Below are 21,653 nucleotides of genomic sequence, written 5' to 3'. Positions count from 1 at the left end.
CTCAACCAGCGGCCGATGGGCCGTGGCTGGCAGGAATCCGACGTGGACGCGGGGTCAGCGCGGAGCGGTCGCCGTCGTCGTCGCGGCGAGCGCCGTACGGAGCTCGCGGACGATCTCGCCGAGCCCGGGCACCGACGCCACGGCACGCTCCGCCAGCGCCCGCACGCGCCGCTCGTGGGCGCGGACGTCTGCTGCGGGGAGCAGTTCCGCCGAGGCGGCCAGCGTCACGACCGCCGCATCCCGCTCGCAGACCTCGGCGACCGGCACCGGCCCCTGGAGGGCCTGCCGCGTCTCCTCCCGCAGCGCCTCCACGGCGGCGGCGCGCTCCAGCGCGTATTCAACGGACGGGAACACCCCGAGGACCCGCTTCTTCTCCGCCCGCAGATACCCCTCGGCCACCAGTTGCTCCCGCACCGCGTCGAGGGTCACCCGAGACCGCAGCGTCACCCAGGTCCGCCAGGGGTGCGGGCACGACTCGCGGACGAGTTCCAGCAGCCCGTCGAGGACCGCGTCACCCGTGCGGGAGTCCAGGTCGACCGGCGTGGCGATGCCGTCCTCGTCGACGAGCAGTCCGCGCCGGGCCAGCTCGGTGAGGGCGCCGGCCCGTACCGGGCCGGGCGGATGCGCGGCGCCGGTGCCCGCCGCCCGCGCGGGGTCCCAGGCCAGCAGGCAGAGCCTGGCCGGCAGCGAGAGCGGGCCGTCGGGCACGGGGCCTCCTCGGGGCCGGGAGATCGGATCTCACGTTAATTCGTTGACAGGCCCGACGCCCCCTCGTACGTTGTACAGCGTCCTGTTGCCGCCGATTGGAGAAGGACGTTGCTCGTCTGAGGTCCTGAGACACCGCGTCACCCGCATCAGGTGGGTGCGCTGCGTGCGACCTCGGCGTTCGAGCCGTCCCCCGGTACAGGGCTTTTCTCATGCCCCTGGAGCCCTCCGTCCTGGTCGCAGGTGTCTCGACACGCGTTTGCCCCTGACCGCATCAAGCAACCGCGAAAGAGGCCCGCATGCCTACTTCCATCACCGTCACCTCCCTCGCCTTCACCTGGCCCGACGGCACCCCCGTCTTCGAGGACCTCGACGTCTCCTTCGGCCCGGGCCGGACCGGCCTGGTCGGCGTCAACGGGTCGGGGAAGTCAACCCTGTTGAAGCTGATCGCGGGTGAACTCGCCCCGGCCGACGGCACCGTCCGCGTGGCCGGCGAGATCGGGTACCTCCCGCAGAACGTCACCCTCGACACCACCCTGCGCGTCGACGAGGCGCTCGGCATCGCCGACCGGCGGGCCGCGCTGCACGCCATCGAGGCGGGCGACGTGGCCGAGACGCACTTCGAGACCGTCGGCGACGACTGGGACGTGGAGGAGCGTGCCCTGGCCACACTCGGCGAACTCGGCCTCGGGCACGTCGAGTTGGACCGTACGATCGGCGAGGTGTCAGGCGGCGAGTCGGTGCTGCTGCGGCTGGCCGCGCTGCTGCTGCGCCGGCCCGACGTACTGCTGCTGGACGAGCCGACCAACAACCTCGACCTGTACGCGCGCAGGCGGCTGTACGCGGCCGTCGAGTCCTGGCCGGGCGTGATGGTCGTCGTCAGCCACGACCGGGAACTGCTGGACCTCGTCGACCAGATCGCCGATCTCCGCTCCGGCGAGATCACCTGGTACGGCGGCAACTACTCCGACTACGAGGAGGCCCTCGCGATCGAACAGGAGGCGGCCGAGCGCATGGTGCGCGTCGCCGAAGCCGACTTCCGCAAGCAGAAGCGCGAACTGACCGACGCCCAGGTCAAGCTGGCCCGGCGCAAGCGGTACGGGCAGAAGATGTGGGACCAGAAGCGGGAACCGAAGATCGTCATGGGGGCGCGCAAGCGCGCGGCGCAGGAGTCCGCGGGCAAGCACCGGATCATGCACGAGGAGAAGCTCGCCGAGGCCAGAGAGCGGCTGGACGAGGCGGTGGAGGCCGTGCGGGACGACGACGAGATCCGCGTCGACCTGCCGTACACGGCGGTGCCGCCGGGGCGTACGGTCCTCACCCTCCAGGATCTCGGGCTCCGGTACGGCGCCCGGGTGAAGGGCGGTCTCGACCTGCGCGGTCCCGAGCGGGTCGCGCTGGTCGGACGCAACGGCGCGGGCAAGACCACGCTGCTGCGCACGATCACCGGGGAGCTCGCTCCCGAGTCGGGCGAGGTGCAGGCGCACGTCCCGCTGCGGTTCCTGCCGCAGCGGCTCGACGTCCTCGACGGGGAACTGACGGTCGCCGAGAACGTCGCCCGGTTCGCGCCGGCCGCCACCAAGAACCGGGTCCGGGCGCGGCTGGCCCGCTTCCTGTTCCGGGGCGCCCGGGCCGACCAGAAGGCGGCGACGCTGTCCGGCGGCGAACGCTTCCGGGCGGCGCTGGCCGCACTGATGCTGGCCGAGCCCGCGCCGCAACTGCTCATGCTGGACGAGCCGACCAACAACCTCGACATGGCGAGCGTGCGGCAACTGACCACGGCGCTGGAGTCGTACGAGGGGGCGCTGATCGTGGCCAGTCACGACCTGCCGTTCATGGAGTCGATCGGCGTCACGCGCTGGCTGCTGCTGGAGGACGGAGAACTGAAGGAAATCACGCCAGAGGCTGTCGGGTTTCCCGCCTAGCGTCGCCGGCATGACCGACTTCCAGCACGATGTCGTCAGGCACGATGTCGTCACGCACGATGTCATCACCCTGACCGGAGCCCGCGAGAACAACCTCAAGGACGTCACCCTCCGCATCCCGAAAGGCCGGCTGACCGTGTTCACCGGCGTTTCGGGGTCGGGGAAGTCGTCCGTCGTCTTCGACACGATCGCGGTGGAGTCGCAGCGCCAGCTGAACGAGACGTTCCCGTGGTTCGTCCGCAACCGGCTGCCCAAGTACGAGCGGCCGCACGCGGACGGCATGGAGGACCTCTCCCCCGCGATCGTCGTCGACCAGCGGCCGGTCGGCGGCCACTCCCGGTCGACCGTCGGCACCATGACGGACATCTACTCGGTGATCCGTGTGCTGTTCTCCCGGCACGGCACCCCGAGCGCCGGGCCGGCGACCGCGTACTCGTTCAACGACCCGTCGGGCATGTGCCCCGAGTGCGACGGTCTCGGCCGGACGGTACGGCCCGACTGGGACCGCATCCTGGATCCGGACCGCTCCCTCGCGGACGGGGCGGTCCGCTTCCCGCCGTTCGCCGCGGGGACCTGGCAGGGCCAGGCGTACACGAACAGCGCCGACCTGGACCCGGACAAGCCGGTGGGGCGGTTCACCGCCGCCGAGCGCGAGTTCCTGCTGCGCGGGCGGCCCGGCAGCAAGGTCGCCGTCAACGGCGGCGGCACCTGGACCACCGACTACGAGGGGCTGGCCGACCGTTTCGAGCGGCTGTACCTGAAGCGGGACCTGTCGGCCCTGAGCCAGAAGACCCGCGACCTGGTCCGGGAGTTCCTGGTGGAGGGCACCTGCCCGGTCTGTCACGGAGCGCGGCTCAGCGCGGCGGCGCTCGCCACCCGGATCGGCGGCCGGAACATCGCCGACTGCACACGGATGCAGGTCACGGACCTGATCGCCGTGCTGAAGGAGATCGACGACCCGGTGGCCGGGCCCATCGCGGGAGCGGCCGTGGCCGCGCTGGAGCGCGTCGAGGCGATCGGCCTCGGCTACCTCAGCCTCGACCGGGAGACGGCGACGCTCAGCGGCGGGGAGGGGCAGCGGCTGAAGACGGTGCGCCACCTCGGCTCCAGCCTGAGCGGGATGACGTACATCTTCGACGAGCCGAGTGTCGGCCTGCACCCGCGCGACGTGGGCCGCCTCGGCGATCTGCTGCTGCGGCTGCGCGACAAGGGCAACACCGTGCTGGTCGTCGAGCACGACCCGGACGTCATCGCGCTGGCCGACCACGTCGTCGACATGGGGCCCGGGGCCGGCGCCGAGGGCGGCCGCGTGGTGTTCGAGGGCACGCCGGGCGAACTGGCCGCGTCGGACACGCTCACCGGGCGCTGTCTGCGCCGCCGTACGGCGGTCAAGGAACAGGTGCGGCAGGCCGACGGCGAACTGTGGGTCAAGAGCGCCGACCGGCACAACCTGCGCGACGTGACCGTGCGGTTCCCGGCCGGTGTGCTCACGGCCGTGACCGGGGTGGCGGGGTCGGGGAAGAGCACCCTGGTCGGGGAGTTCACCGCCACGCACCCCGACGCCGTGGTCGTCGACCAGTCCTCGATCGGGATCTCGGGCCGGTCCACTCCGGCGACCTACCTGGGGATCATGGACACCGTACGGAAGGTCTTCGCCCGCGAGACGGGAGCCGAAGCGGGCTTGTTCAGCTTCAACTCCAGCGGCGCCTGCGGCACCTGCGAGGGCCGGGGCATCATCTACACCGATCTCGCCTTCATGGACCCGGTGACGACGACCTGCCACGACTGCGAGGGGCGGCGTTTCAAGGAGGAGGTGCTGCGGCTGACCGTGCGGGGCAGCTCCATCGCCGACGTCCTTCAGATGACGGCCGAACAGGCGCTCGGCTTCTTCGACGACACGGGCGTACGGCGCCGGCTGCGCGCCCTGCGGGACGTCGGACTGACGTATCTGACGCTCGGCCAGGCCCTGTCCACGCTCTCCGGCGGCGAGCGGCAGCGCATCAAGCTGGCCACACGGCTGCACCGGACGGGCGCGGTCTATGTGCTCGACGAGCCGACGACCGGGCTGCACATGGCGGACGTGGAGGGACTCGTCGCCCTGCTGGACCGGCTGGTCGACACGGGCAACACGGTCGTCGTCGTGGAGCACAATCCGGACGTGATCGCCCGGGCCGACTGGGTGATCGACCTCGGCCCGGACGGCGGCCGGGACGGCGGCGAGATCGTCTTCGAGGGGACGCCGCGACAGCTGCTGGACGCGCGGGGGTCGTTCACCGGGGAGCACCTGCGGCGGGCGGTGGCGGCGTCGGCCGTCACCGTGCCGGGGTGAGCTCCCCGGTGAGCGCGACGCCCGGGAGCGCCGAGTTGCTGACGACGGCGAGGCGCGGACCGCCCGGGCCGTTCTGCCACTGCCCGCCGACCAGGGACAGCAGGGCGATGTTGGGGGTCGGTCCGCCGGTCCAGTCGAGGGTGCCGGCGATGGTGTCGAGGGTCGTGCCGGCGAGGGCCTGCGCGACGGACGCCCGGTCGGTGGGATCGGCCGCGACGGCGAGGGCGTGGTGGGCGGTCTCCACGAGGGCGTGGGCGAGGCCGAGGGGCTGGAGCCAGGCGGCGCCGGTGTCCTGCCGGTGGGCGTGGGCGAGTTCGGCACAGGTGGTGCCGTCCAGGCTGGAGCGGTAGGGGTGGCCGGGGCTCCAGTAGACGAGGGTGGCCACGCGCGCGTCGGCGAGCTCGCCGTGGACGTCGGGGGCGGGGGTGGTGTGGGTGTGCGGGTAGGTCAGCCAGCGCGAGCAGGTGATCAGCCGCGGACGCAGCCCCGCCTGGCGGGCCTGACGGTGGAAGAGGGCCAGGTCGGTGGCGGTGGCGGCGCTGGTGACGAGGCCGGCACCGTGCTCCCGCAGCCGCCCGACCTGTGCGCGGAAGCCGTCGGCCGGTTCCCGGGTAGGCGCCGAGGTCGACCAGGGTGTGCCCGCGCGCGGACGTCACCGGGGCGAAGCCGTACCGGTCGTGGCGCAGCAGCCGGCCTTGCAGGTCGTCGTTCCACAGGCAGCCGACGGCGCCTGTGTCGTCGACGCGCTCCCACAGGTCGGCGAAGACGGCGGCGATGTCGTCCAGTCCCCACGCGAAGTGGTACGTCCACCGGAAACGGTGCCCGGGCTCGGCAGCGCGCGCGTCGACGTACGCCTGCCACGGGAACGTGGTCGACACGCAGGGGACCCGGGCCTCTTCGCAGGCGTCGGTGACGGCGGGCAGCACCCGGGTCCCGGCCATGGTGAGCACGAGGTTCGCCCCGTCGGCGTCGGCCAGGTCCCGTACGGCCTGCCGGGGCGCGTCAGGATCCGAGCGGCTGTCGCGCACGGCGACGGTCACGTCGTGGCGGCGGCCGCCGTTGCGGACGTACGCGAGCAGGGGCGCGAGCCTGCGCAGCACATAGGACAACGGTGACCCGAGAGGGGCCAGTCGACCCGTCAGTGGCGCTACGACGCCCACACACAAGGAATTTGACGGCACCGAGGCCCCTCTCTTCACTGAATCGGTGCGGCCGTCAGTGGCCGGAGCGGTCCTTGGTCACGCAGGCGGTCTTGCTGAACACCGCCACCGTCTCGTTGCCGCAGTTGTTGCTGTGGCCCGAGGCGTTCCGGGCGAAGAGCAGGTTGGACAGGACACCGCCGCTCGGGCCCGCCTGGTCGCCGCCGCCCTTGCCGTCGTCCTCGTCACACCGGTGCGGTCCTTGAACAGCGCCACCTTGCCGGTGCCGCAGAGGTTGGCGTGGCCGGAGGAGTTCCTGCCGGAGAGGTTGGACAGCACACCGCCCGCCCCCGCGTCGCCGTCACCGGCCTGGGCCGTGGCCATGCCGGCGGGAACAGCCATCAGCATCCCCACGATCGAGGCCACTACCGCGATACGTCGCGTGCCGTACATCTCTGTCGGTTCCTTCCGCTGGGTCGGTCCCGACCGGTTCGGCCGGGATCACTTCGCCTGACGACGCCTCGGAAGATCGGAATGGGCCGCGACCAGGTGAATCATCTGCAAGACGGTTGATCAGGTACTCCGACGGGATGCCGGGTGTGCGGGCGTTGACACGTCAAGGTGCGGTCCTTGCCGTGGACCGATGGGGTGGTTTGGCGCTCCCGCCCACCGATCACACGTGCGGGCCCGCGAAGACTGGGGTGTGGGGGTGGCGCGGGCCACCGGGAGGGAGAGACATGGCCGACAGCACGGTTCTGGTGGCGGTGGCGGAGGGTCCGGAGGACGGGGGCGCGGCCGCCGGGCAGCTGGCGAGGATCGCCGAGGCGATCCGGGGGCGCGGCTTACAGGTCCGGTGGGTGGTGAGCGTCGCCGACGCCGAGGCGGTGCTCAGGACCGAGGCCGGTCTCGCCGCCGCCGTGGTCGCCTGGGATCTTCCGCCCGGGCCGGGGGCCGGCGGTGAACCGGGCGGTGCGGCGGTGCTGCGGCGGATCGGGCGCCGCTTCCAGAACCTTCCGGTGTTCCTGGTCATGGCGGACGAGGGACTGCGCGACCTGCCGTTGTGGGTGTCGCAGTCGGTGGTGGGCTACGTGTGGCCGCTGGAGGACACTCCGGCGTTCATCGCGGGGCGGATCACCACCGCCGCGCGCGGCTACCAGGACGCCCTGCTGCCGCCGTTCTTCAAGGCGCTGCGCCGCTTCGACGACGCGCACGAGTACTCGTGGCACACGCCCGCGCACTCGGGCGGTGTCGCCTTCCTGAAGTCGCCCGTGGGCCGGGCGTTCCACGACTACTTCGGGGAGCGGCTGCTGCGCAGCGATCTGTCGATCTCGGTCGAGGAGCTCGGCTCGCTGTTCGAGCACACCGGGCCGATCGGCGAGGCCGAGCGCAACGCCGCGCGGGTCTTCGGCTCCGACCACACGTACTTCGTGCTGCACGGCGACTCCACCTGCAACCGAGTGGTCGGCCACTTCAGCGTGACCCGCGACGAGATCGCCCTGGTGGACCGCAACTGCCACAAGTCGGTCCTGCACGGCCTGGTCGTCTCCGGCGCCCTGCCGGTGTACCTGGTTCCCACCCGCAACGGCTACGGCCTCGCGGGACCGCTGCCGCCGGCCGAGATCGCGGCGGACTCGATGGCGGCGCGGATCGCCGCGAGTCCGTTGGCGAGGGACGCCGCGTCATCGCGCGCGCAGTACGCGGTGTTCACCAATTCCACGTACGACGGGCTGTGTTACGACGCGGTCGCGGCGGCCCGGGCCCTCGCCGCCGGTACGCCCCGGGTGCACTTCGACGAGGCGTGGTTCGCCTACGCCCGCTTCCACCCGCTGTACGCCGGGCGCTACGGCATGTCGGTGGACGAGGAGAGCTTCCCCGGGCCCGACCGGCCGACGGTCTTCTCGACCCAGTCCACGCACAAGCTGCTGGCGGCGCTGTCGCAGAGCGCCATGGTGCACGTCAGGCCCGCGCCACGGGCGCCGGTGGAGCACGAGCGGTTCAACGAGGCGCTGATGATGCACGGCACCACGTCGCCGCTGTACCCGATGATCGCCTCGCTCGACGTGGCCACGGCGATGATGGACGGTCCGCAGGGGCACTGGCTGCTCGACGAGGCGGTGACCGAGGCGGTGCGGTTCCGGCAGGAGATGGTGCGCATCGGGCGGCGGATCGAGGCCGCCGGGGACCGGCCGCCCTGGTTCTTCGGCGTGTGGCAGCCGGGCGAGGTGACCGATCCGGAGAGCGGGGCGCGCCTGCCCTTCGACGAGGCTCCGGCGGACCTGCTGCGGACCGAGCCGTCCTGCTGGCACCTGGAGCCCGGCGCGGACTGGCACGGCTTCCCCGGCCTGACCGACGGCTACTGCATGCTCGACCCGATCAAGGTCACGCTGACCTGCCCGGGGATCAGCGCCAAGGGTGAGGTGTCCGACTGGGGCATTCCCGCGCGGGTGCTCACCGCGTATCTGGGGACGCGGGGCATCGTCGTGGAGAAGACCGACAGCTACACCACGCTGGTGCTGTTCTCCATGGGCATCACCAAGGGCAAGTGGGGCACTCTGCTGGACGCCCTGATGGACTTCAAGGACCTCTACGACGGTGACGCCCCCCTCGAGCGGGTGCTACCCGCGCGGGTCGCCGAGCACCCGCGGCGCTACGCCGGGCTGACCCTGCGCGAGCTGTGCCAGGACATGCACGACCATCTGCGCGAGCTCCGCCTGGTCGAGCTCCTCGACACCGCCTTCCGGCAGTTGCCGGAGCCCGTCGTCCCGCCCCAGCTGTGCTACCAGCGCCTGATCCGCGGCGGCACGGAACGGATCCGCCTGACCGACGCGCCCGGCCGGGTCGCCGCCGCCATGGTCACCGTCACACCGCCCGGCATCCCCGTCCTCATGCCCGGCGAGAGCGCCGGCGCCGCCGACGGCCCGCTGCTGCGGTACCTGACCGCGCTGGAGTCCTTCGACCGCCGCTTCCCCGGCTTCGGCAGCGAGACCCACGGAGTGGTCCGCGACCCCGACACCGGCGACTACCTGATCGAGTGCCTCCGCCCCGACACACCCGAGCGTGCCGGCACCACGACGACACCGGCCCAGCGAAGCGCCCCGGAGGGCGCCGAGCCGGTGGGCTGAGTCCGGGGCAGCGACGGCTTGGCCCGAACGCCCGGCCGGGTCCCGAGAGTTGACCGGGACTTGGTCCTGCCGGCCTGCGCCAGCGCGCCCAGAGGATGTCCGCAAGGTCCCGTCGTCCGCCCGGAGGGCGGGCCCCGCGGCGTCAGGTGCGTGCTCTCGCCGTGCCGGGCGCAGGCCCTCGTACTGGTTGTACGTGGGTCTGTGCCCGGTGCGGCGAGAGTGCGTGCATGACGCCGCGGGGCAGGCGGGAATTTGACGACAGGGCCTAGGGCAGACCACCGCCCCAGCGGCGCCGGGTGCAGACCGGCCGGATGCAGGCCCGGGCCGGGAGCCCGGCCGTATCGGCAGCGGACCGCGACTGGAACCGGCACCCGCCCGGATGCTCCGCTGAGACACCGGTCGGGAGCCGACGGGACCAGGTGCCGCTCCGGTCGGCAGCGGATCGGCGGGCGGGATCGGCACTCGCCCGGATGCCCCGCTGAGACGCCCGGCCCAGAACCGCCCATGTGAGGTACCGCCCGGGTCGACGCCCGCGTCGAATGCCCCCCACTGAAACGCCAGACCAAAAACCGCCCAGGCCGCATGCCAGGCGGGCCGACAGCACACAGGTCCGGGATCAGCGCTCGCCCGGAGCCCCGCTGAGACGCCAGGCCCAGAACTACCCAGACCAGATGCCACCCGGGCCGGCGCCCGCGTCGAACACCCCCAACCATAAACCGCCGCCGCCCCATGCCACCGGGCCGACAGCAGACCAGCCCCGGAGCAGCACCCGCCCGAATCCCCCCGCTGCGACACCCGGCCAAGAACCGCCCGGGCCCAAACCAGACCCGGCCAGGATCTACACCCGCCCGGATACCCCGCTGACACTCCGGGCCGGGTGCAGGCCGGGCTGGTGGGCGGCCGGGGCGGAGGCCGGCGCTCACCCCGCTGTCCGCCAGGTCAGGTGCCGCCCCGCTCCCTCCCCCCTCCCCCGGGGGTGTCGTGTCCCGGCATCGCCCTGCATGATGGTCGGCTGACGCCCGATGGGTTCCGGCCGGCCGATCCCGGAGGTTCCGTCGGCGCCGTCCAGACACGTCCCATCCGATACGGAGTCACGCTCGTGCCCAGCAAGAAGGCCCTCGTCCGCCGCCCCAGCCCGCGTCTTGCCGAAGGGCTGGTGACACACATCGAGCGGGAGCGGGTCGACGCCGACCTCGCGCTCGAGCAGTGGGAGGCGTACGTGAAGGCCCTGCGCACGCACGGCTGGGAGACCGTCGAGGTGGACCCGGCCGACGACTGCCCGGACTCGGTGTTCGTCGAGGACACGGTCGTGATGTACAAGAACGTGGCGCTGATCGCCCGCCCGGGCGCCGAGTCCCGGCGTGAGGAGACCGCCGGGGTCGAGGAGGCCGTGGCCGGTCTGGGCTGCTCGGTGAACTGGATCTGGGAGCCGGGCACGCTGGAGGGCGGCGACGTACTGAAGATCGGCGACACCGTGTACGTGGGCCGGGGCGGGCGCACCAGCGCCGCCGGCGTCCAGCAGCTGCGGGCCGCGTTCGAGCCGCTGGGCGCGCGGGTCGTCGCCGTGCCGGTGAGCAAGGTGCTGCACCTGAAGTCGGCGGTCACGGCGCTGCCGGACGGGACGGTCATCGGGCACATCCCGAAGATGGACGTGCCGTCGCTGTTCGCGCGCTTCCTGCCGGTGCCGGAGGAGGCCGGTTCGCACGTGGTGCTGCTCGGCGGTGACAAACTGCTGATGGCGGCGAGCGCGCCGAAGACCGCGGAGCTGTTCGCGGACCTGGGGTACGAACCGGTCGTCGTGGACATCAGCGAGTTCGAGAAGCTCGAGGGCTGTGTGACGTGCCTCTCGGTGCGGCTGCGGGGGCTGTACGCCTGACAGGCCGGGCACGGCACCTGTGCGGCCCCTCGACCTGCGGCTCCGGGGGCGGTGGTGTGCGTAGGGGCGACACCGCCGATCAGCGGCCTTTACAGCGCCCTTAACCTACGGCATCGTAACCTACGGATACGTAGCCTACGATGCCGTAGGTTACTGCTCATCGCTCGTACGCATGTCCCCCTGGAGAGTCCATGACGATCACCACTCCCCACCTCGGCAGCCCCGCCGGCGCCTGGACCGACGCTCAGCTGCTGTACGCACTGGAGGAAGTGGTCGAGAAGGAACTCAACCGGCATCTGGAGGTCGCCAAGGACTGGATGCCGCACGAGTACGTGCCGTGGAGCGACGGGCGCAACTTCCCCGGCCTCTTCGAGGACGGCGAGGCCTGGGACAAGGAGCAGTCGAAGGTCACCGAGATCGGCCGCATCGCGCTCGTCGTGAACCTGCTGACCGAGGACAACCTGCCCAGCTACCACCACGAGATCGCCTCGCTCTTCGGCCGCGACGGCGCCTGGGGCACCTGGGTGCACCGCTGGACGGCCGAGGAGGGCCGGCACGGCATCGTGATGCGGGACTACCTGCTCACCTCGCGCGCGGTCGACCCGGACAAGCTGGAACAGTTCCGCATGTCGCACATGAGCGAGGGCTTCGAGTCGGACAACCGGCACTCGATGCTGCACTCGATCGCCTACGTCGCCTTCCAGGAGCTGGCCACCCGCATCTCGCACCGCAACACCGGCCACCAGTCCGGCGACCCGGTCTGCGACCGCATGCTGGCCCGCATCGCGACCGACGAGAACCTGCACATGGTCTTCTACCGCAACCTCCTCAAGTCGGCGTTCGAGCTCGCCCCCGACCTGACCATGCAGGCCGTGCGGGACGTGGTCGTGAACTTCCGGATGCCCGGCCACGGCATCCCCGGCTTCGAGCGCGCCGCCGCGCAGATGGCGATCGGCGAGGTCTACAACCTGCGCATCCACCACGACGACGTGCTCCAGCCCGTGCTGCGCTTCCTGAAGGTCATGGAGATCGACGGGCTGGGCGCCGAGGGCCGCAAGGCGCAGGAGGAACTCGGCCTGTACATGGGCGGGCTGGACAGCGAGGCGACGAAGTTCGACGAGAAGCTGGCCGCGCGCAAGGCCCGCATGGCAGCCCGGGCCGGCGCCTGACGGCCGACCCGGCACATACCTCGGTGAGGCCCCGACCGCCGCGAGCGGTCGGGGCCTCACGCGTGAACGACCGGCAACGCCGAAGATGCGGATCACGACGCCCGCGGGAACACTTCCGCGCCGGACCGGGGAAAGCAGGTGCAGCGCCCACGCCACCCTGTTGCAGCATCTGCCGTACATGGGCGTACATGGGCGTACATGGGCGACGGTGGCCCTGAGGGGTGGGGCCGGAATACGAGCGAAACATGCCACGGCCTTGTTCCGTCGCTGGTAGAGGCCAGCGCGGTCGTCTTGATAGGGATCGCTAGGATTCCGTCATCCTGGTCCCTGTGATCTTCGAGGTGTGTGGTGGCATCGATCGACCGCACCGCCTACCCGAGGTTCCGCGAGACCGTCACGGCGCCGGAGCTGGTCGAGTCGTTCACACCCACGGTGGATGAGGGCTGGCTGGGCGCGGGGGAAGACGACCGCTGACCAGACCTTCCTCGTGCTGGTGATATGGCTGAAGTGCTACCAGCGGATGCGCTATTTCCCCGTCCTGGACGAGGTTCCTGACGCGGTGGCCGGTCACATACGCACTGCGCTGGGGCTGCCGGACAGCGTGGCGGTCGGGGGGAAGCGGTGCGGTCAGCTGCGCGGTATCGCGACTACGTGCGTGAGCGCATGGGGGTGAAGTACGACGCGGCGGATGTGCGCGGTATCGCCGAGACGGCGATCCGAGCGGCAGCGGCCACGAAGGACAACCCGGCCGACCTGATCAACGTGGCGTTGGAGGAGTTGCTGGAATCTGGTCGGGAGTTGCCCGGATACACCACGCTGGACCGGATGGTGGCCAAGATCCGCGCCGAGGTGAACCGGGACGTGCTCGCCACTGTCGCCGGGCGGATCACTCCGGGGCAGCGCGCGAGGCTGGCCGAGCTGCTGGTGGTGGACCCGTCCAGTCGGCGCAGCCGGCTCGACCGGCTGAAGGACCCGGCGAAGGCCGCGACGATCGGCAAGTTCAAGGCCAGCTTGGCGCATCTTGCCGACCTGGACGCGCTCGGGCCGACCGGCGAATGGTTGCAGGGGGTCCCGCCGGGCAAGATCTCGCACTTCGCTGGCGAGGCGCGGGTCCACCGACGTCGCGGACTTCGTCAAGATCGGCGATGAGAAGCGGTTTACGCTGCTGGCCAGCTTCATCCACGTGGTGCGCACGTCCGCTCGGGATGAGGTGACCGAGATGTTCTGCAAGCGTATGGCGGTCATCCACAGGAAGGGCCGGGCCCGGCTGGAGGCGCTGCGTGAGGAGCACCGCGCTGAGTCCGAGCGGCTGCTGGAGGTGTTCGGCGATGTCCTGGCCGCGGTGCGCGAGGCTGCCGAACCGGCCGACACGGCGAACGAGCCCGACGCCGAGAAGGACACCGGCGCCGCGACGATCGATGCGACCGGCCGCGGCACCGTCGACACCCCGCCCAAGGACGTCATCGCCACCAGGTTGGACCTGGCCCCCGGAGCGCTGTTTCCCACCGCGCCGGTGTGAAGCCGCGATCGGCCGAAGACCTACGGCCGGCTCATGCCTCGTAGGCGAGCGCCTTCTGTAGATGGAAGTCTGCGACGTCGAGCATCCACTTCCGGTTCGGGAAGTCGCCCTCGGCTATGCGAAGCGGGCCGCCGACCAAGTCCAGGTGCATGACGTACTGGTAGTACTTGACGCGCCGCGGGTCGAGGTCTGGGTTGCGGAGTGCCTCGTAGTGCGGGCCGAAGCGCATCCGCATCCAGCAGTGGTCCACTTCGACATCGGTGTACATCAGGCCCTCGATGTCGATGATGACGGGCTCCCCGTCCGGCCCGACGAGGGTGTGTTCCGCGCAGAGCTCGCCGTGGACCACGCCCAGCTCTGCGCGCGGTTCGAGTGCGGCGTGCAGGATGCGGAGCTTCTCCTCCAGCATGGCCTCGCCTTCGGCCGCGCGGGCGTCGCGGGGCACGGCGGTGGCGATGTTCACCAGCGTGCGCTCCAGGTATGCCTGCTCGCAGGTCGTGTCCGGCGGGGCGCCCCCGCCATCGATCCACGCCACCCGCCCGAACGCCGGCGCGCGGTAGGCGTGCATGCGCCGAAGCATGTCTGAGAGCTGCGCGAGCGTTCGCCGGCCGGCGTCCGGATCGTGTTCCAGCAGCGCCTCCAGCGTTCCGCCGCGGACGTCCTCCGCGACGGCGATGTCGGCCGGGTACAGATTCCTGCTGCGGTCGGCGAGCAACAGCCGCGGTGAACGAGCTCCTACCGCTTCCAGCCGACGGGTGGCACCCTCGAAGAACTCGATGCCGGAGGCGTGGGCGAACGGGTTCGACGGGTCGTCGTGACCGTCCGGAAGCAGCCCGTCCCAGTAGTCCTCGTCGGCGTTCCAGACATAGACGATCGTGCTCGTGGCGTCGTCCAGCGTGACACGGTAGACGCCCTTCTTGGTGCCGTTGAGCAGGCGGTCGACGGCGGCGATGCGGCGGTCGGTGCCGAAGACCTCCCGCATCACCGGGGTCAAGGTTTCGGCATCGGCGAATTTTCGTTCAGCGGTCATGGGGACGATCTTGCCGCCTCGCCGGAGGCGGAGGGCAGCCAATTACCTACGACGCCTACGGCGCGGTGGTCTGTTCGTCGTGCTCGCGCAGCATGCGCATGACGGTCGCGGGCGAGGGGTGCTGTCCCGTCTTCTTGCCGGTGGTGATGACGAGCCGGGAGGCGATGTCGCGCAGGGTCATCTCTTGCTCGCACAGGTGGAGGGCCATGGAAAGCATGTGGTCGTCGGTGACGCCCGCTCCGCCGATGGTCTTGCCGCGCTTGCGGGCGGATTCGTGGCCTTCCAGGGTTCGGTCGCGGATGTACTCGCGTTCCATACCGGACAGGGCGGCCAGCACGGTGAACACGATGCCGGAGGGGTCGTGCGAGCCCTGGAGTTCACCGGTGAGGAACTCCAGGCCGACGTCGCTCGCCTTCAGTTCCTCAGCCAGGGCCGCCAGTTCGATGCCGCGGCCGAGCCGCTTGTGCTCGTGCACGACGAGCGTGACGCGAACCCCGGAGTCGCGCAGTTCGCTGGCGAGCGCGACGGCCTTGTCCAGTTCGGGGCGCTGGATGGCGCGGGTGGAGATCTTCTCGGAGAAGATCCGGGTAACCCCGGCTTCGGCGAGCGAGTCGAGCTGGGAGTCGAGGGACTGCCGGGCGGTGGACGCACGGGCGTACCCCGGACGGGCGTGCCCGACGGGTTCGGCATCGGCGCGCCTCGGTCGGGGCAGCTCTGCCCAGGAGGAGCCGGGCTTGCGCACGGCAGGAGTCGGCACGTTGAGGGCCTTGGCGAGTTGGGGCACGAGGCGAAAGCGGGCGGTGTGGTACTGGATCGCCACCTTGCCTTGCCGGTGCGGCACGGCGAGCCCGCAGGGGCGGCGCAGGTGGACATCGGACAATCGTGCGATTCTACGCGCTTGAAGTCGTCGCTCACGAGCCCCGATTGCTTCATGAGTGGTTTCAAACTGTCGAGCCGTTTGCAACAACTCATGAAACATGGTTCGCCCTGGACACGTCCGCCGGATGACGGTGTTTCACAGGTGAACACCTATGAAACAACCTCAGTGTCCGCGTTGTCGTCTCTTCGAGTCGGCGGACGTCCTCGCCACCGCCGACGACACCGGTTCGTGCCCGTGACGTCCCCCCTCCCTGACCGCTGGCGTGTGGCACGTTTCGCTCGTATTCCGGTCCCACCCCTGAGCAGGAGATGTTCCAGCCGGAGTTCGGCTACGACGCGGACGGCTGTTTCCCCGCGGGCGCCGTCGACCCGAGCGGCCGGCTCAACGGCGGTCTCGACAACACCGGTTCGCTCGGCGGTGGGTGCCGGACCGGACACCTCGGCGAGGCCTCACCCACCCAGGCGCCCGGCGGGCGTGAGATGTCCCCGCTCCCGCCGGGAGGTGGGCACCCCGCGGCTACCGCGACGTACGCCGCAGCTCCAGCCGCTCCTTCTCCGACAGGCCGCCCCAGACGCCGAAGCGCTCGTCGTTGTCGATCGCGTACTCGAGGCAGGCCGTGCGGATGGGACACATACCGCAGATCCGCTTCGCCTCGCGCACCGAGCTGCCCGGCTCGGGAAAGAAGAAGTCCGCACCGGTCTGCGCGCACAGCGCCTCCTGCTGCCAGGCGAGTTCGGGCGAGGTGATCGTGTCGATGTGCATGGCCCGAGCGTCGCGGTCGGCGCAAAACGTTCGATCAACGCGGGATCAACACCGCGTTCACAGGCCACCGGCCGCCTCGATGGTCGCCCGCCGGACGAGCCGGCGCACGGCGGCGCGCGGAAACATCGGAAACCTCGAAAACCACACCCCGGCGGCGCTCCGGCGGCGGTTGTCAGTGGGCGGTGCGAGACTCGGCAGAGCGGACGGACGGGCCCCTGCGCGAGGAGGGCGATCATGCTCACCACCCGTTATGTCACCGGCGCTCCGAACTGGATCGATCTCGGCACCCCCGACATCGACGGCGCCGCCTCCTTCTACGGCGGCCTGTTCGGCTGGGAGTTCCGGCCCGGCGGGCCCGAGGTCGGGGGCTACGGCTTCTTCCAGCTGGGCGGCAGGACCGCCGCCGGCGGCATGCAGACCACCCCGGAGCAGGGCCCGCCCTCCTGGACGGTGTACTTCCAGGCCCCGGAAGCGGACGCCACGGCGCGGGCGGCCGGGCAGGCGCACGGCTCGGTGCGGATGCAGCCCATGGACGTGCAGGACCTGGGCCGCATGGCGATCCTCGCCGACCAGGCGGGGGTGCCCTTCGGTCTGTGGCAGCCGGGCCGCAACGAGGGACTGGACGTCGTCCAGGAGCCCGGCTCGCTGTGCTGGCTGGAGCTGTACACGGCGGACGTCCCGGCCGCTGCCGCCTTCTACCACTCCGTGCTCGGCCTGGAGACCTACGGCGTCGACTTCCCCGGCGGCACCTACACCACCATCGCCCCGGCCGGAGAGGGCGAGGACGCCATGTTCGGCGGCATCGTCCCGCTGGCCGAGGACCCGGCCGAGGAGGAGGCGCACTGGCTGCCGTACTTCGAGGTCACCGACACGGACGCCACCGTCGCCAAGGCCCGGGAACTGGGCGGCACGGTCCGCATGCCCGCCACGGACCTGCCGGACGTCGGCCGCGTCGCCAAACTCACGGACCCGTACGGGGCGCGTTTCGCGGTGATCCGCAGCGAGCCGCAGCCGGGCTGAGGCACGTCGGACGCCCCCTAAGCGGACGCCCGCCGCACCAGCGTCGTCGGCAGGACCACACTGGAGGGCGCGCCGCCCACGCCCTCCCGCGGAGTGCCGCGGTCGAGCCCCCGCAGCAGCAGGCGGGCCATCAGGCGGCCCATCTCCTCGATGTCCTGGCGGACCGTCGTGAGAGGCGGGTCGGTTTGTTCCGCGACGGGCAGCATGTCGTCGAAGCCGATCACGGCGACGTCGTCGGGGACACGCCGTCCGGCCTCGCGCAGCACGCGCAGCGCCCCCGCGGCGGTGAGGTCGTTGGCGGCGAACACCGCGTCCACGTCCGGGCAGCGGTCGAGGAGCTCGCGCATCGCCCGCTCGCCGCCGGCCGGGGTGAAGTCGGCCTCGGCGATCAGCCGTGGGTCGGCGTCCACCATGACGTCCCGGTAGCCGTCGAGCCGGTCGACGGCGGACGTCTGGTCGAGGGGGCCGGTGATGTGCGCGATCCGGGTGCGGCCGAGGCCGGCCAGGTGGCGCACGGCGTCGCGGGCGCCCCCGCGGTTGTCGCTGTCGACGTACACCACGCCGCGCCGGTCTCCGCTCCAGCCGGGCCGCCCGCCGAAGACGGTGGGGACGCCGGCCCGCTGGATCAGCTCCGGCAGCGGGTCGTCGAGGTGCAGGGAGAAGACGAGGGCCCCGTCGACATGCCCGCCGGCGAGGTACCGGCCGACCCGGGCGTGGTCGTCCCGGCCCTCCGTGAGCAGCAGCACGAGCTGGTTGTCGTGGGCCGTGAGTTCCTTGCTGATGCCGCGCAGCTGGAGCGCGAAGAACGGGTCGGCGAACACGCGGGTCTCCGGTTCGGCGACGACGACCGCGATGGCGTCGTGCCGCCGGGTCACCAGGCTGCGGGCCGCCTGGTTGGGCACGTACCCGAGCTCCTCCACCGCCTTGCGGACCCGCTCGACGAGGATGTCCCTGACCCCGTCACCGCCGTTGACCACGCGCGAGACGGTGGCCCGCGAGACACCGGCCCGGGCGGCCACGGCCTCCAGGGTGGGACGCGGCGCTGTGTCGGTCACTTCGGGGGCTCCTCACCTGCGGTTGCGGATCAGGATAGCCCCGGTGGCGGAGAGCGGTGAGAGCGCTCTCCCGCTTGCCGGGGAGCGCCCGGGCGCACACGCCCGTCAGTGTTCGTGACCGCCCCCCGGCGGCTCCTGACCGTGCTCGTGCGGGTCGTAGCCGGGAATCGTCCCGTCCGGCTTCTTCACCAGGCACGGCGCCCAGGTCACGCTCACGCCCGGCCGGTACTTCTACCACTGCACGATTCCCGGCCACGGCCAGATGCAGGGCATCCTCGGTGACCGAGGGCGCCGGCGAGGACACCACGGCGCCCGAGGCGTCGGCGCACGTGAGCGGGACGCAGAACGCGCGGGGCGAGTACGTCGGTTCGGCGAGCGTGGCGGTCCACGCCACCGACGAGGGCGGTTCCGGCGTCGAGAAGATCGAGCACGCGATCGGCGACGCGGACGCCTGGCAGCCGTACACGGCGCCGGTCGTCGTCGACCAGGTCGGCGCCCACAAGGTGCGCTACCGCGCCTTCGACAATACGGGGAACGTGTCCACCGAGAAGAGCGTGCAGTTCACGGTGGTGGCGCCGCAGTCGGACGACACGACCGCGCCGGAGACCTCGGCGACGGTGAGCGGCGAGCGCGACCCCGACGGGGCGTACATCGACATGGCGACGGTCACCGTCTCCGCGTCCGACACGGGCTCCGGGGTCAACACGATCGCGTACGCGGTCGGCGCCGGCGCCTGGCAGCCGTACACCGCGCCCGTGATGGTGCACGAGGCGGGCGCGCACACCGTCCGCTACCGCGCCACGGACAAGGCGGGCAACGTGGCGGCCGAGAAGAGCGTGCGGTTCACGGTCGTCGCGGCTCCGCCGCAGGACACCACCCCGCCGGTGACGGGCGTGACCGTGGAGGGCACGAAGAACTCCGACGGGGCGTACGTCAACAGCGCCCGGGTGACCGTCACGGCGACCGACGAGCACGGCTCGGGCGTCGGGAGGATCGAGTACTCGCTGGACGGCGGACCGTACCTGGCGTACACGGCTCCGGTGGTGGTCGACCGGGCGGGCGCGCACACCGTGGCGTACCGGGCGACCGACAAGGCGGGCAACACCTCGGCGGCACTCACCGCGACCTTCACGGTCGTCTCCGACCAGGTCCCCGCGCCCGACTGCCCGAGTACGACGAGCGGTTGACGGTGATCGTCGGCACGGTCGACTCCGGGGTGCGCAACCGGGTCACCGACAACCGCTGCCGCATCGGCGAGCTGATCGAGGACGAGAAGGAGTGGACGTCCCACGCGCTGTTCCTCAAGCACGTGACGTCCGTCCTCGACGCGCTGCTGAAGGTGGGCGTGATCGACCAGCGCGAGTACGACGCCATCCGCAAGGCCGCCCGCCAGTCCGGTATCGGCAAGCCCGGGCAGACCGAGGGCTATCGCGCGATCTTCGACGGCAGCGCGGAGTCCTTCGGCAAGTGGCAGCAGGTGGGCGGCGGTTCGTTCGGGCTGAATCCGGACGGGACGATCACCTCCGGCACCACGAAGCCCGGCCTTGGCATGCTGTGGTTCCCGCAGCGCAAGTACGGCGACTTCTCGCTGCGGCTCCAGTGGCGTGACGACGCCCCGGGCACCGGCAACGCCAACTCGGGCGTCTTCGTGCGCTTCCCGTGGGTCCACGACCACCCGGAGGAGTCCCGCCCTGAGTGGGTCGCCATCAAGTACGGGCACGAGGTGCAGGTGCTCGACCGGCCCGACGGCGACATGTACAAGACGGGGTCGGTCTACGGCTTCGACCGGGTGGGGCTCGCCGGCACGGGCGGGACGCGGAAGGGCACCTGGAACGACTACGAGATCCGTGTGGAGGGCCAGCACTGCTCGGTGTTCCGCAACGGCGTGCTGATCAACGAGTTCGACAACACCGGCGGCCAGGAGTTCACCCCGCCCCGCTCGGACGACCCGGGCACGGACGGGCGGCGGTTCGCCTCCGGCTACATCGGGCTCCAGGTGCACGGCACGACGGACTTGGTCTCGTACCGGGACATCCGGATCAAGGAGCTGTAGGCCCTTCGGGCGTCTTCCTGGCCCTGCTCGGCTGTACCCGCCTCGGTTCCCCCGGCATCTTCGGATACTCGGGCGGGTACGGCAGGTCTCCCAGCCCGTGGTCGTGTTCGTCGCGGCGGGCGAGGTCGAGCAGGGCCTCCAGGGAGAAGCGGTGGTCGTCCATGTCCGCGTGCACGTCGCCGAGTTCGGCGAAGCGCGCGGGCATGGTCGCGAGGTCGAAGTCCCGGGGGTGCGCGACCCCCACCTCGTCCCAGCGCAGGGGTGCGGAGACGGGGGCGTGCGGGCGGGGGCGTACGGAGTAGGCGGAGGCGATCGTGCGGTCGCGGGCCGTCTGGTTGTAGTCCAGGAAGATGCGCTCGCCCCGCTCCTCCTTCCACCACTTGATGGTCACGTGGTCCGGCATCCGCCGCTCCATCTCCCGGCCGACGGCGATGGCGGCGCGCCGGACCTGGGTGAAGGTCCAGCGCGGTTCGATGGGCACGAAGACGTGCAGGCCCCGGCCGCCGGAGGTCTTGGGGAAGCCGCGCAGGCCGCCGAACTCGTGGAGCACGGCACGCAGTTCGTGGGCGGCGCGGACGGCGTCCTCGTAGTCGGTGCCGGGCTGCGGGTCGAGGTCGATGCGCAGTTCGTCCGGGCGGTCGACGTCGTCGCGGCGTACCGGCCAGGGGTGGAAGGTGAGGGTGCCGAACTGGGCGGCCCACACCACGGCACCGACCTCGGTGGGGCACATCTCGTCGGCGCTGCGGCCGCTGGGGAAGGTGATGTGCGCGGTCGGGATCCAGTCGGGCATGTTCTTCGGGGCCCGCTTCTGGAAGAAGTTCTCGCCGGTGACGCCCTCGGGGTAGCGCTCCAGGGTGGTGGGCCGGTCGCGCAGGGCGCGCAGGATGCCGGGGCCGACGGCCAGGTAGTAGCGGGCGAGGTCCAGCTTGGTGAAGCCGCGCTCGGGGAAGAAGACCTTGTCCGGGCTGGACAGCCGTACGATCCGGCCGCCGACCTCCAGTTCCACCGCGTCACCCATGCGAGCCACGGTAGGCGCACGCCGCATACCTCGCACATCGGGCGTACTAGG

16 protein-coding genes and 3 pseudogenes are annotated in these 21,653 nt (G+C 71.4%); 11 read left to right on the top strand and 8 right to left on the bottom strand.

Features of this window, described 5'->3' with window-relative positions:
* Nucleotides 1–54 precede the first annotated feature (54 nt).
* On the bottom strand, nt 55–708 hold the full coding sequence (locus ACIBNA_RS10645) for a GPP34 family phosphoprotein (RefSeq protein WP_399164846.1): 654 nt from the start codon (nt 706–708) through the stop codon (nt 55–57).
* Between the two features lie 296 nt (nt 709–1,004).
* On the opposite strand from ACIBNA_RS10645, the gene ACIBNA_RS10640 reads away from it, so the two are divergent.
* Together ACIBNA_RS10640 and ACIBNA_RS10635 are read left to right on the top strand one after the other, a co-directional pair.
* Nucleotides 1,005–2,630 (top strand): ABC-F family ATP-binding cassette domain-containing protein, encoded by a 1,626-nt coding sequence (locus ACIBNA_RS10640; protein ID WP_399164845.1) that lies wholly within the window; start codon nt 1,005–1,007, stop codon nt 2,628–2,630.
* Nucleotides 2,631–2,640: 10 nt separating this feature from the next.
* A complete protein-coding gene (locus ACIBNA_RS10635) occupies nt 2,641–4,959 on the top strand; it encodes an ATP-binding cassette domain-containing protein (protein WP_399164844.1) in 2,319 nt (772 codons plus the stop codon).
* Here ACIBNA_RS10635 and ACIBNA_RS10630 read toward each other — a convergent pair.
* Together ACIBNA_RS10630 and ACIBNA_RS10625 are read right to left on the bottom strand one after the other, a co-directional pair.
* Complete coding sequence (locus ACIBNA_RS10630) at nt 4,943–5,530, bottom strand: hypothetical protein (RefSeq protein ID WP_399165027.1); 588 nt, start codon at nt 5,528–5,530, stop codon at nt 4,943–4,945. The two genes, ACIBNA_RS10635 and ACIBNA_RS10630, sit on opposite strands and share 17 nt — an antisense overlap.
* 244 nt (nt 5,531–5,774) lie before the next feature.
* A pseudogene (locus ACIBNA_RS10625) lies at nt 5,775–6,059 on the bottom strand (ABC transporter substrate-binding protein); the annotation flags it as partial.
* 776 nt (nt 6,060–6,835) lie between these two features.
* Between ACIBNA_RS10625 and ACIBNA_RS10620 the strand changes: the two are divergent.
* The 6 genes from ACIBNA_RS10620 to ACIBNA_RS10595 all read left to right on the top strand — a co-directional run bounded on the left by ACIBNA_RS10620 (nt 6,836) and on the right by ACIBNA_RS10595 (nt 13,784).
* Nucleotides 6,836–9,220, top strand: coding sequence for an Orn/Lys/Arg decarboxylase N-terminal domain-containing protein (locus ACIBNA_RS10620; protein WP_399164843.1), 2,385 nt, complete (start codon nt 6,836–6,838; stop codon nt 9,218–9,220).
* Between the two features lie 1,099 nt (nt 9,221–10,319).
* Nucleotides 10,320–11,096: a dimethylargininase gene (gene ddaH / locus ACIBNA_RS10615; protein ID WP_399164842.1), complete on the top strand. Its 777-nt coding sequence runs from the start codon at nt 10,320–10,322 to the stop codon at nt 11,094–11,096.
* Between the two features lie 191 nt (nt 11,097–11,287).
* Complete coding sequence (locus ACIBNA_RS10610; protein ID WP_399164841.1) at nt 11,288–12,265, top strand: acyl-ACP desaturase; 978 nt, start codon at nt 11,288–11,290, stop codon at nt 12,263–12,265.
* A gap of 348 nt (nt 12,266–12,613) precedes the next feature.
* Nucleotides 12,614–12,739, top strand: a complete 126-nt coding sequence (locus ACIBNA_RS10605) for a hypothetical protein (RefSeq protein WP_399164840.1) — start codon at nt 12,614–12,616, stop codon at nt 12,737–12,739.
* A 147-nt stretch (nt 12,740–12,886) separates the two neighbouring features.
* Nucleotides 12,887–13,414: a DUF4158 domain-containing protein gene (locus ACIBNA_RS10600; protein ID WP_399164839.1), complete on the top strand. Its 528-nt coding sequence runs from the start codon at nt 12,887–12,889 to the stop codon at nt 13,412–13,414.
* A 70-nt stretch (nt 13,415–13,484) separates the two neighbouring features.
* Nucleotides 13,485–13,784 carry a hypothetical protein gene (locus ACIBNA_RS10595; protein ID WP_399164838.1) on the top strand — a complete coding sequence of 100 codons (300 nt, stop codon included), beginning with the start codon at nt 13,485–13,487 and terminating at the stop codon, nt 13,782–13,784.
* Nucleotides 13,785–13,815: 31 nt separating this feature from the next.
* Here ACIBNA_RS10595 and ACIBNA_RS10590 read toward each other — a convergent pair whose 3' ends face one another.
* Nucleotides 13,816–14,814 (bottom strand): aminoglycoside phosphotransferase family protein, encoded by a 999-nt coding sequence (locus ACIBNA_RS10590; RefSeq protein WP_399164837.1) that lies wholly within the window; start codon nt 14,812–14,814, stop codon nt 13,816–13,818.
* 55 nt (nt 14,815–14,869) lie between these two features.
* A complete protein-coding gene (locus ACIBNA_RS10585) occupies nt 14,870–15,694 on the bottom strand; it encodes a recombinase family protein (protein ID WP_399164836.1) in 825 nt (274 codons plus the stop codon).
* A gap of 308 nt (nt 15,695–16,002) precedes the next feature.
* On the opposite strand from ACIBNA_RS10585, the pseudogene ACIBNA_RS10580 reads away from it, so the two are divergent.
* Nucleotides 16,003–16,119 (top strand): annotated as a pseudogene (locus tag ACIBNA_RS10580) (NPP1 family protein); the annotation flags it as partial.
* A gap of 91 nt (nt 16,120–16,210) precedes the next feature.
* On the opposite strand, the gene ACIBNA_RS10575 reads toward ACIBNA_RS10580, so the two are convergent.
* Nucleotides 16,211–16,456, bottom strand: a complete 246-nt coding sequence (locus tag ACIBNA_RS10575; protein ID WP_274821082.1) for a WhiB family transcriptional regulator — start codon at nt 16,454–16,456, stop codon at nt 16,211–16,213.
* A 234-nt stretch (nt 16,457–16,690) separates the two neighbouring features.
* On the opposite strand from ACIBNA_RS10575, the gene ACIBNA_RS10570 reads away from it, so the two are divergent.
* Nucleotides 16,691–17,476 (top strand): VOC family protein, encoded by a 786-nt coding sequence (locus ACIBNA_RS10570; protein WP_399164835.1) that lies wholly within the window; start codon nt 16,691–16,693, stop codon nt 17,474–17,476.
* Nucleotides 17,477–17,493: 17 nt separating this feature from the next.
* Here ACIBNA_RS10570 and ACIBNA_RS10565 read toward each other — a convergent pair whose 3' ends face one another.
* Nucleotides 17,494–18,531: a LacI family DNA-binding transcriptional regulator gene (locus tag ACIBNA_RS10565; protein WP_399164834.1), complete on the bottom strand. Its 1,038-nt coding sequence runs from the start codon at nt 18,529–18,531 to the stop codon at nt 17,494–17,496.
* A gap of 190 nt (nt 18,532–18,721) precedes the next feature.
* On the opposite strand from ACIBNA_RS10565, the pseudogene ACIBNA_RS10560 reads away from it, so the two are divergent.
* Nucleotides 18,722–20,584, top strand: a pseudogene (locus ACIBNA_RS10560) (OmpL47-type beta-barrel domain-containing protein); the annotation flags it as partial.
* Here the strand turns inward: ACIBNA_RS10560 and ligD are convergent.
* The gene (gene ligD, locus ACIBNA_RS10555) at nt 20,571–21,602 is read right to left on the bottom strand and encodes a non-homologous end-joining DNA ligase (RefSeq protein WP_399164833.1); all 1,032 of its coding nucleotides are present in this window, start codon (nt 21,600–21,602) and stop codon (nt 20,571–20,573) included. The pseudogene ACIBNA_RS10560 and the gene ligD sit on opposite strands and share 14 nt — an antisense overlap.
* Nucleotides 21,603–21,653 lie beyond the last annotated feature (51 nt).

The sequence above is a fragment of the Streptomyces sp. NPDC050164 genome (assembly GCF_044459945.1).
Lineage (GTDB): Bacteria > Actinomycetota > Actinomycetes > Streptomycetales > Streptomycetaceae > Streptomyces > Streptomyces coeruleorubidus_A.
This window is presented reverse-complemented; position numbering and strand designations above follow the sequence as displayed.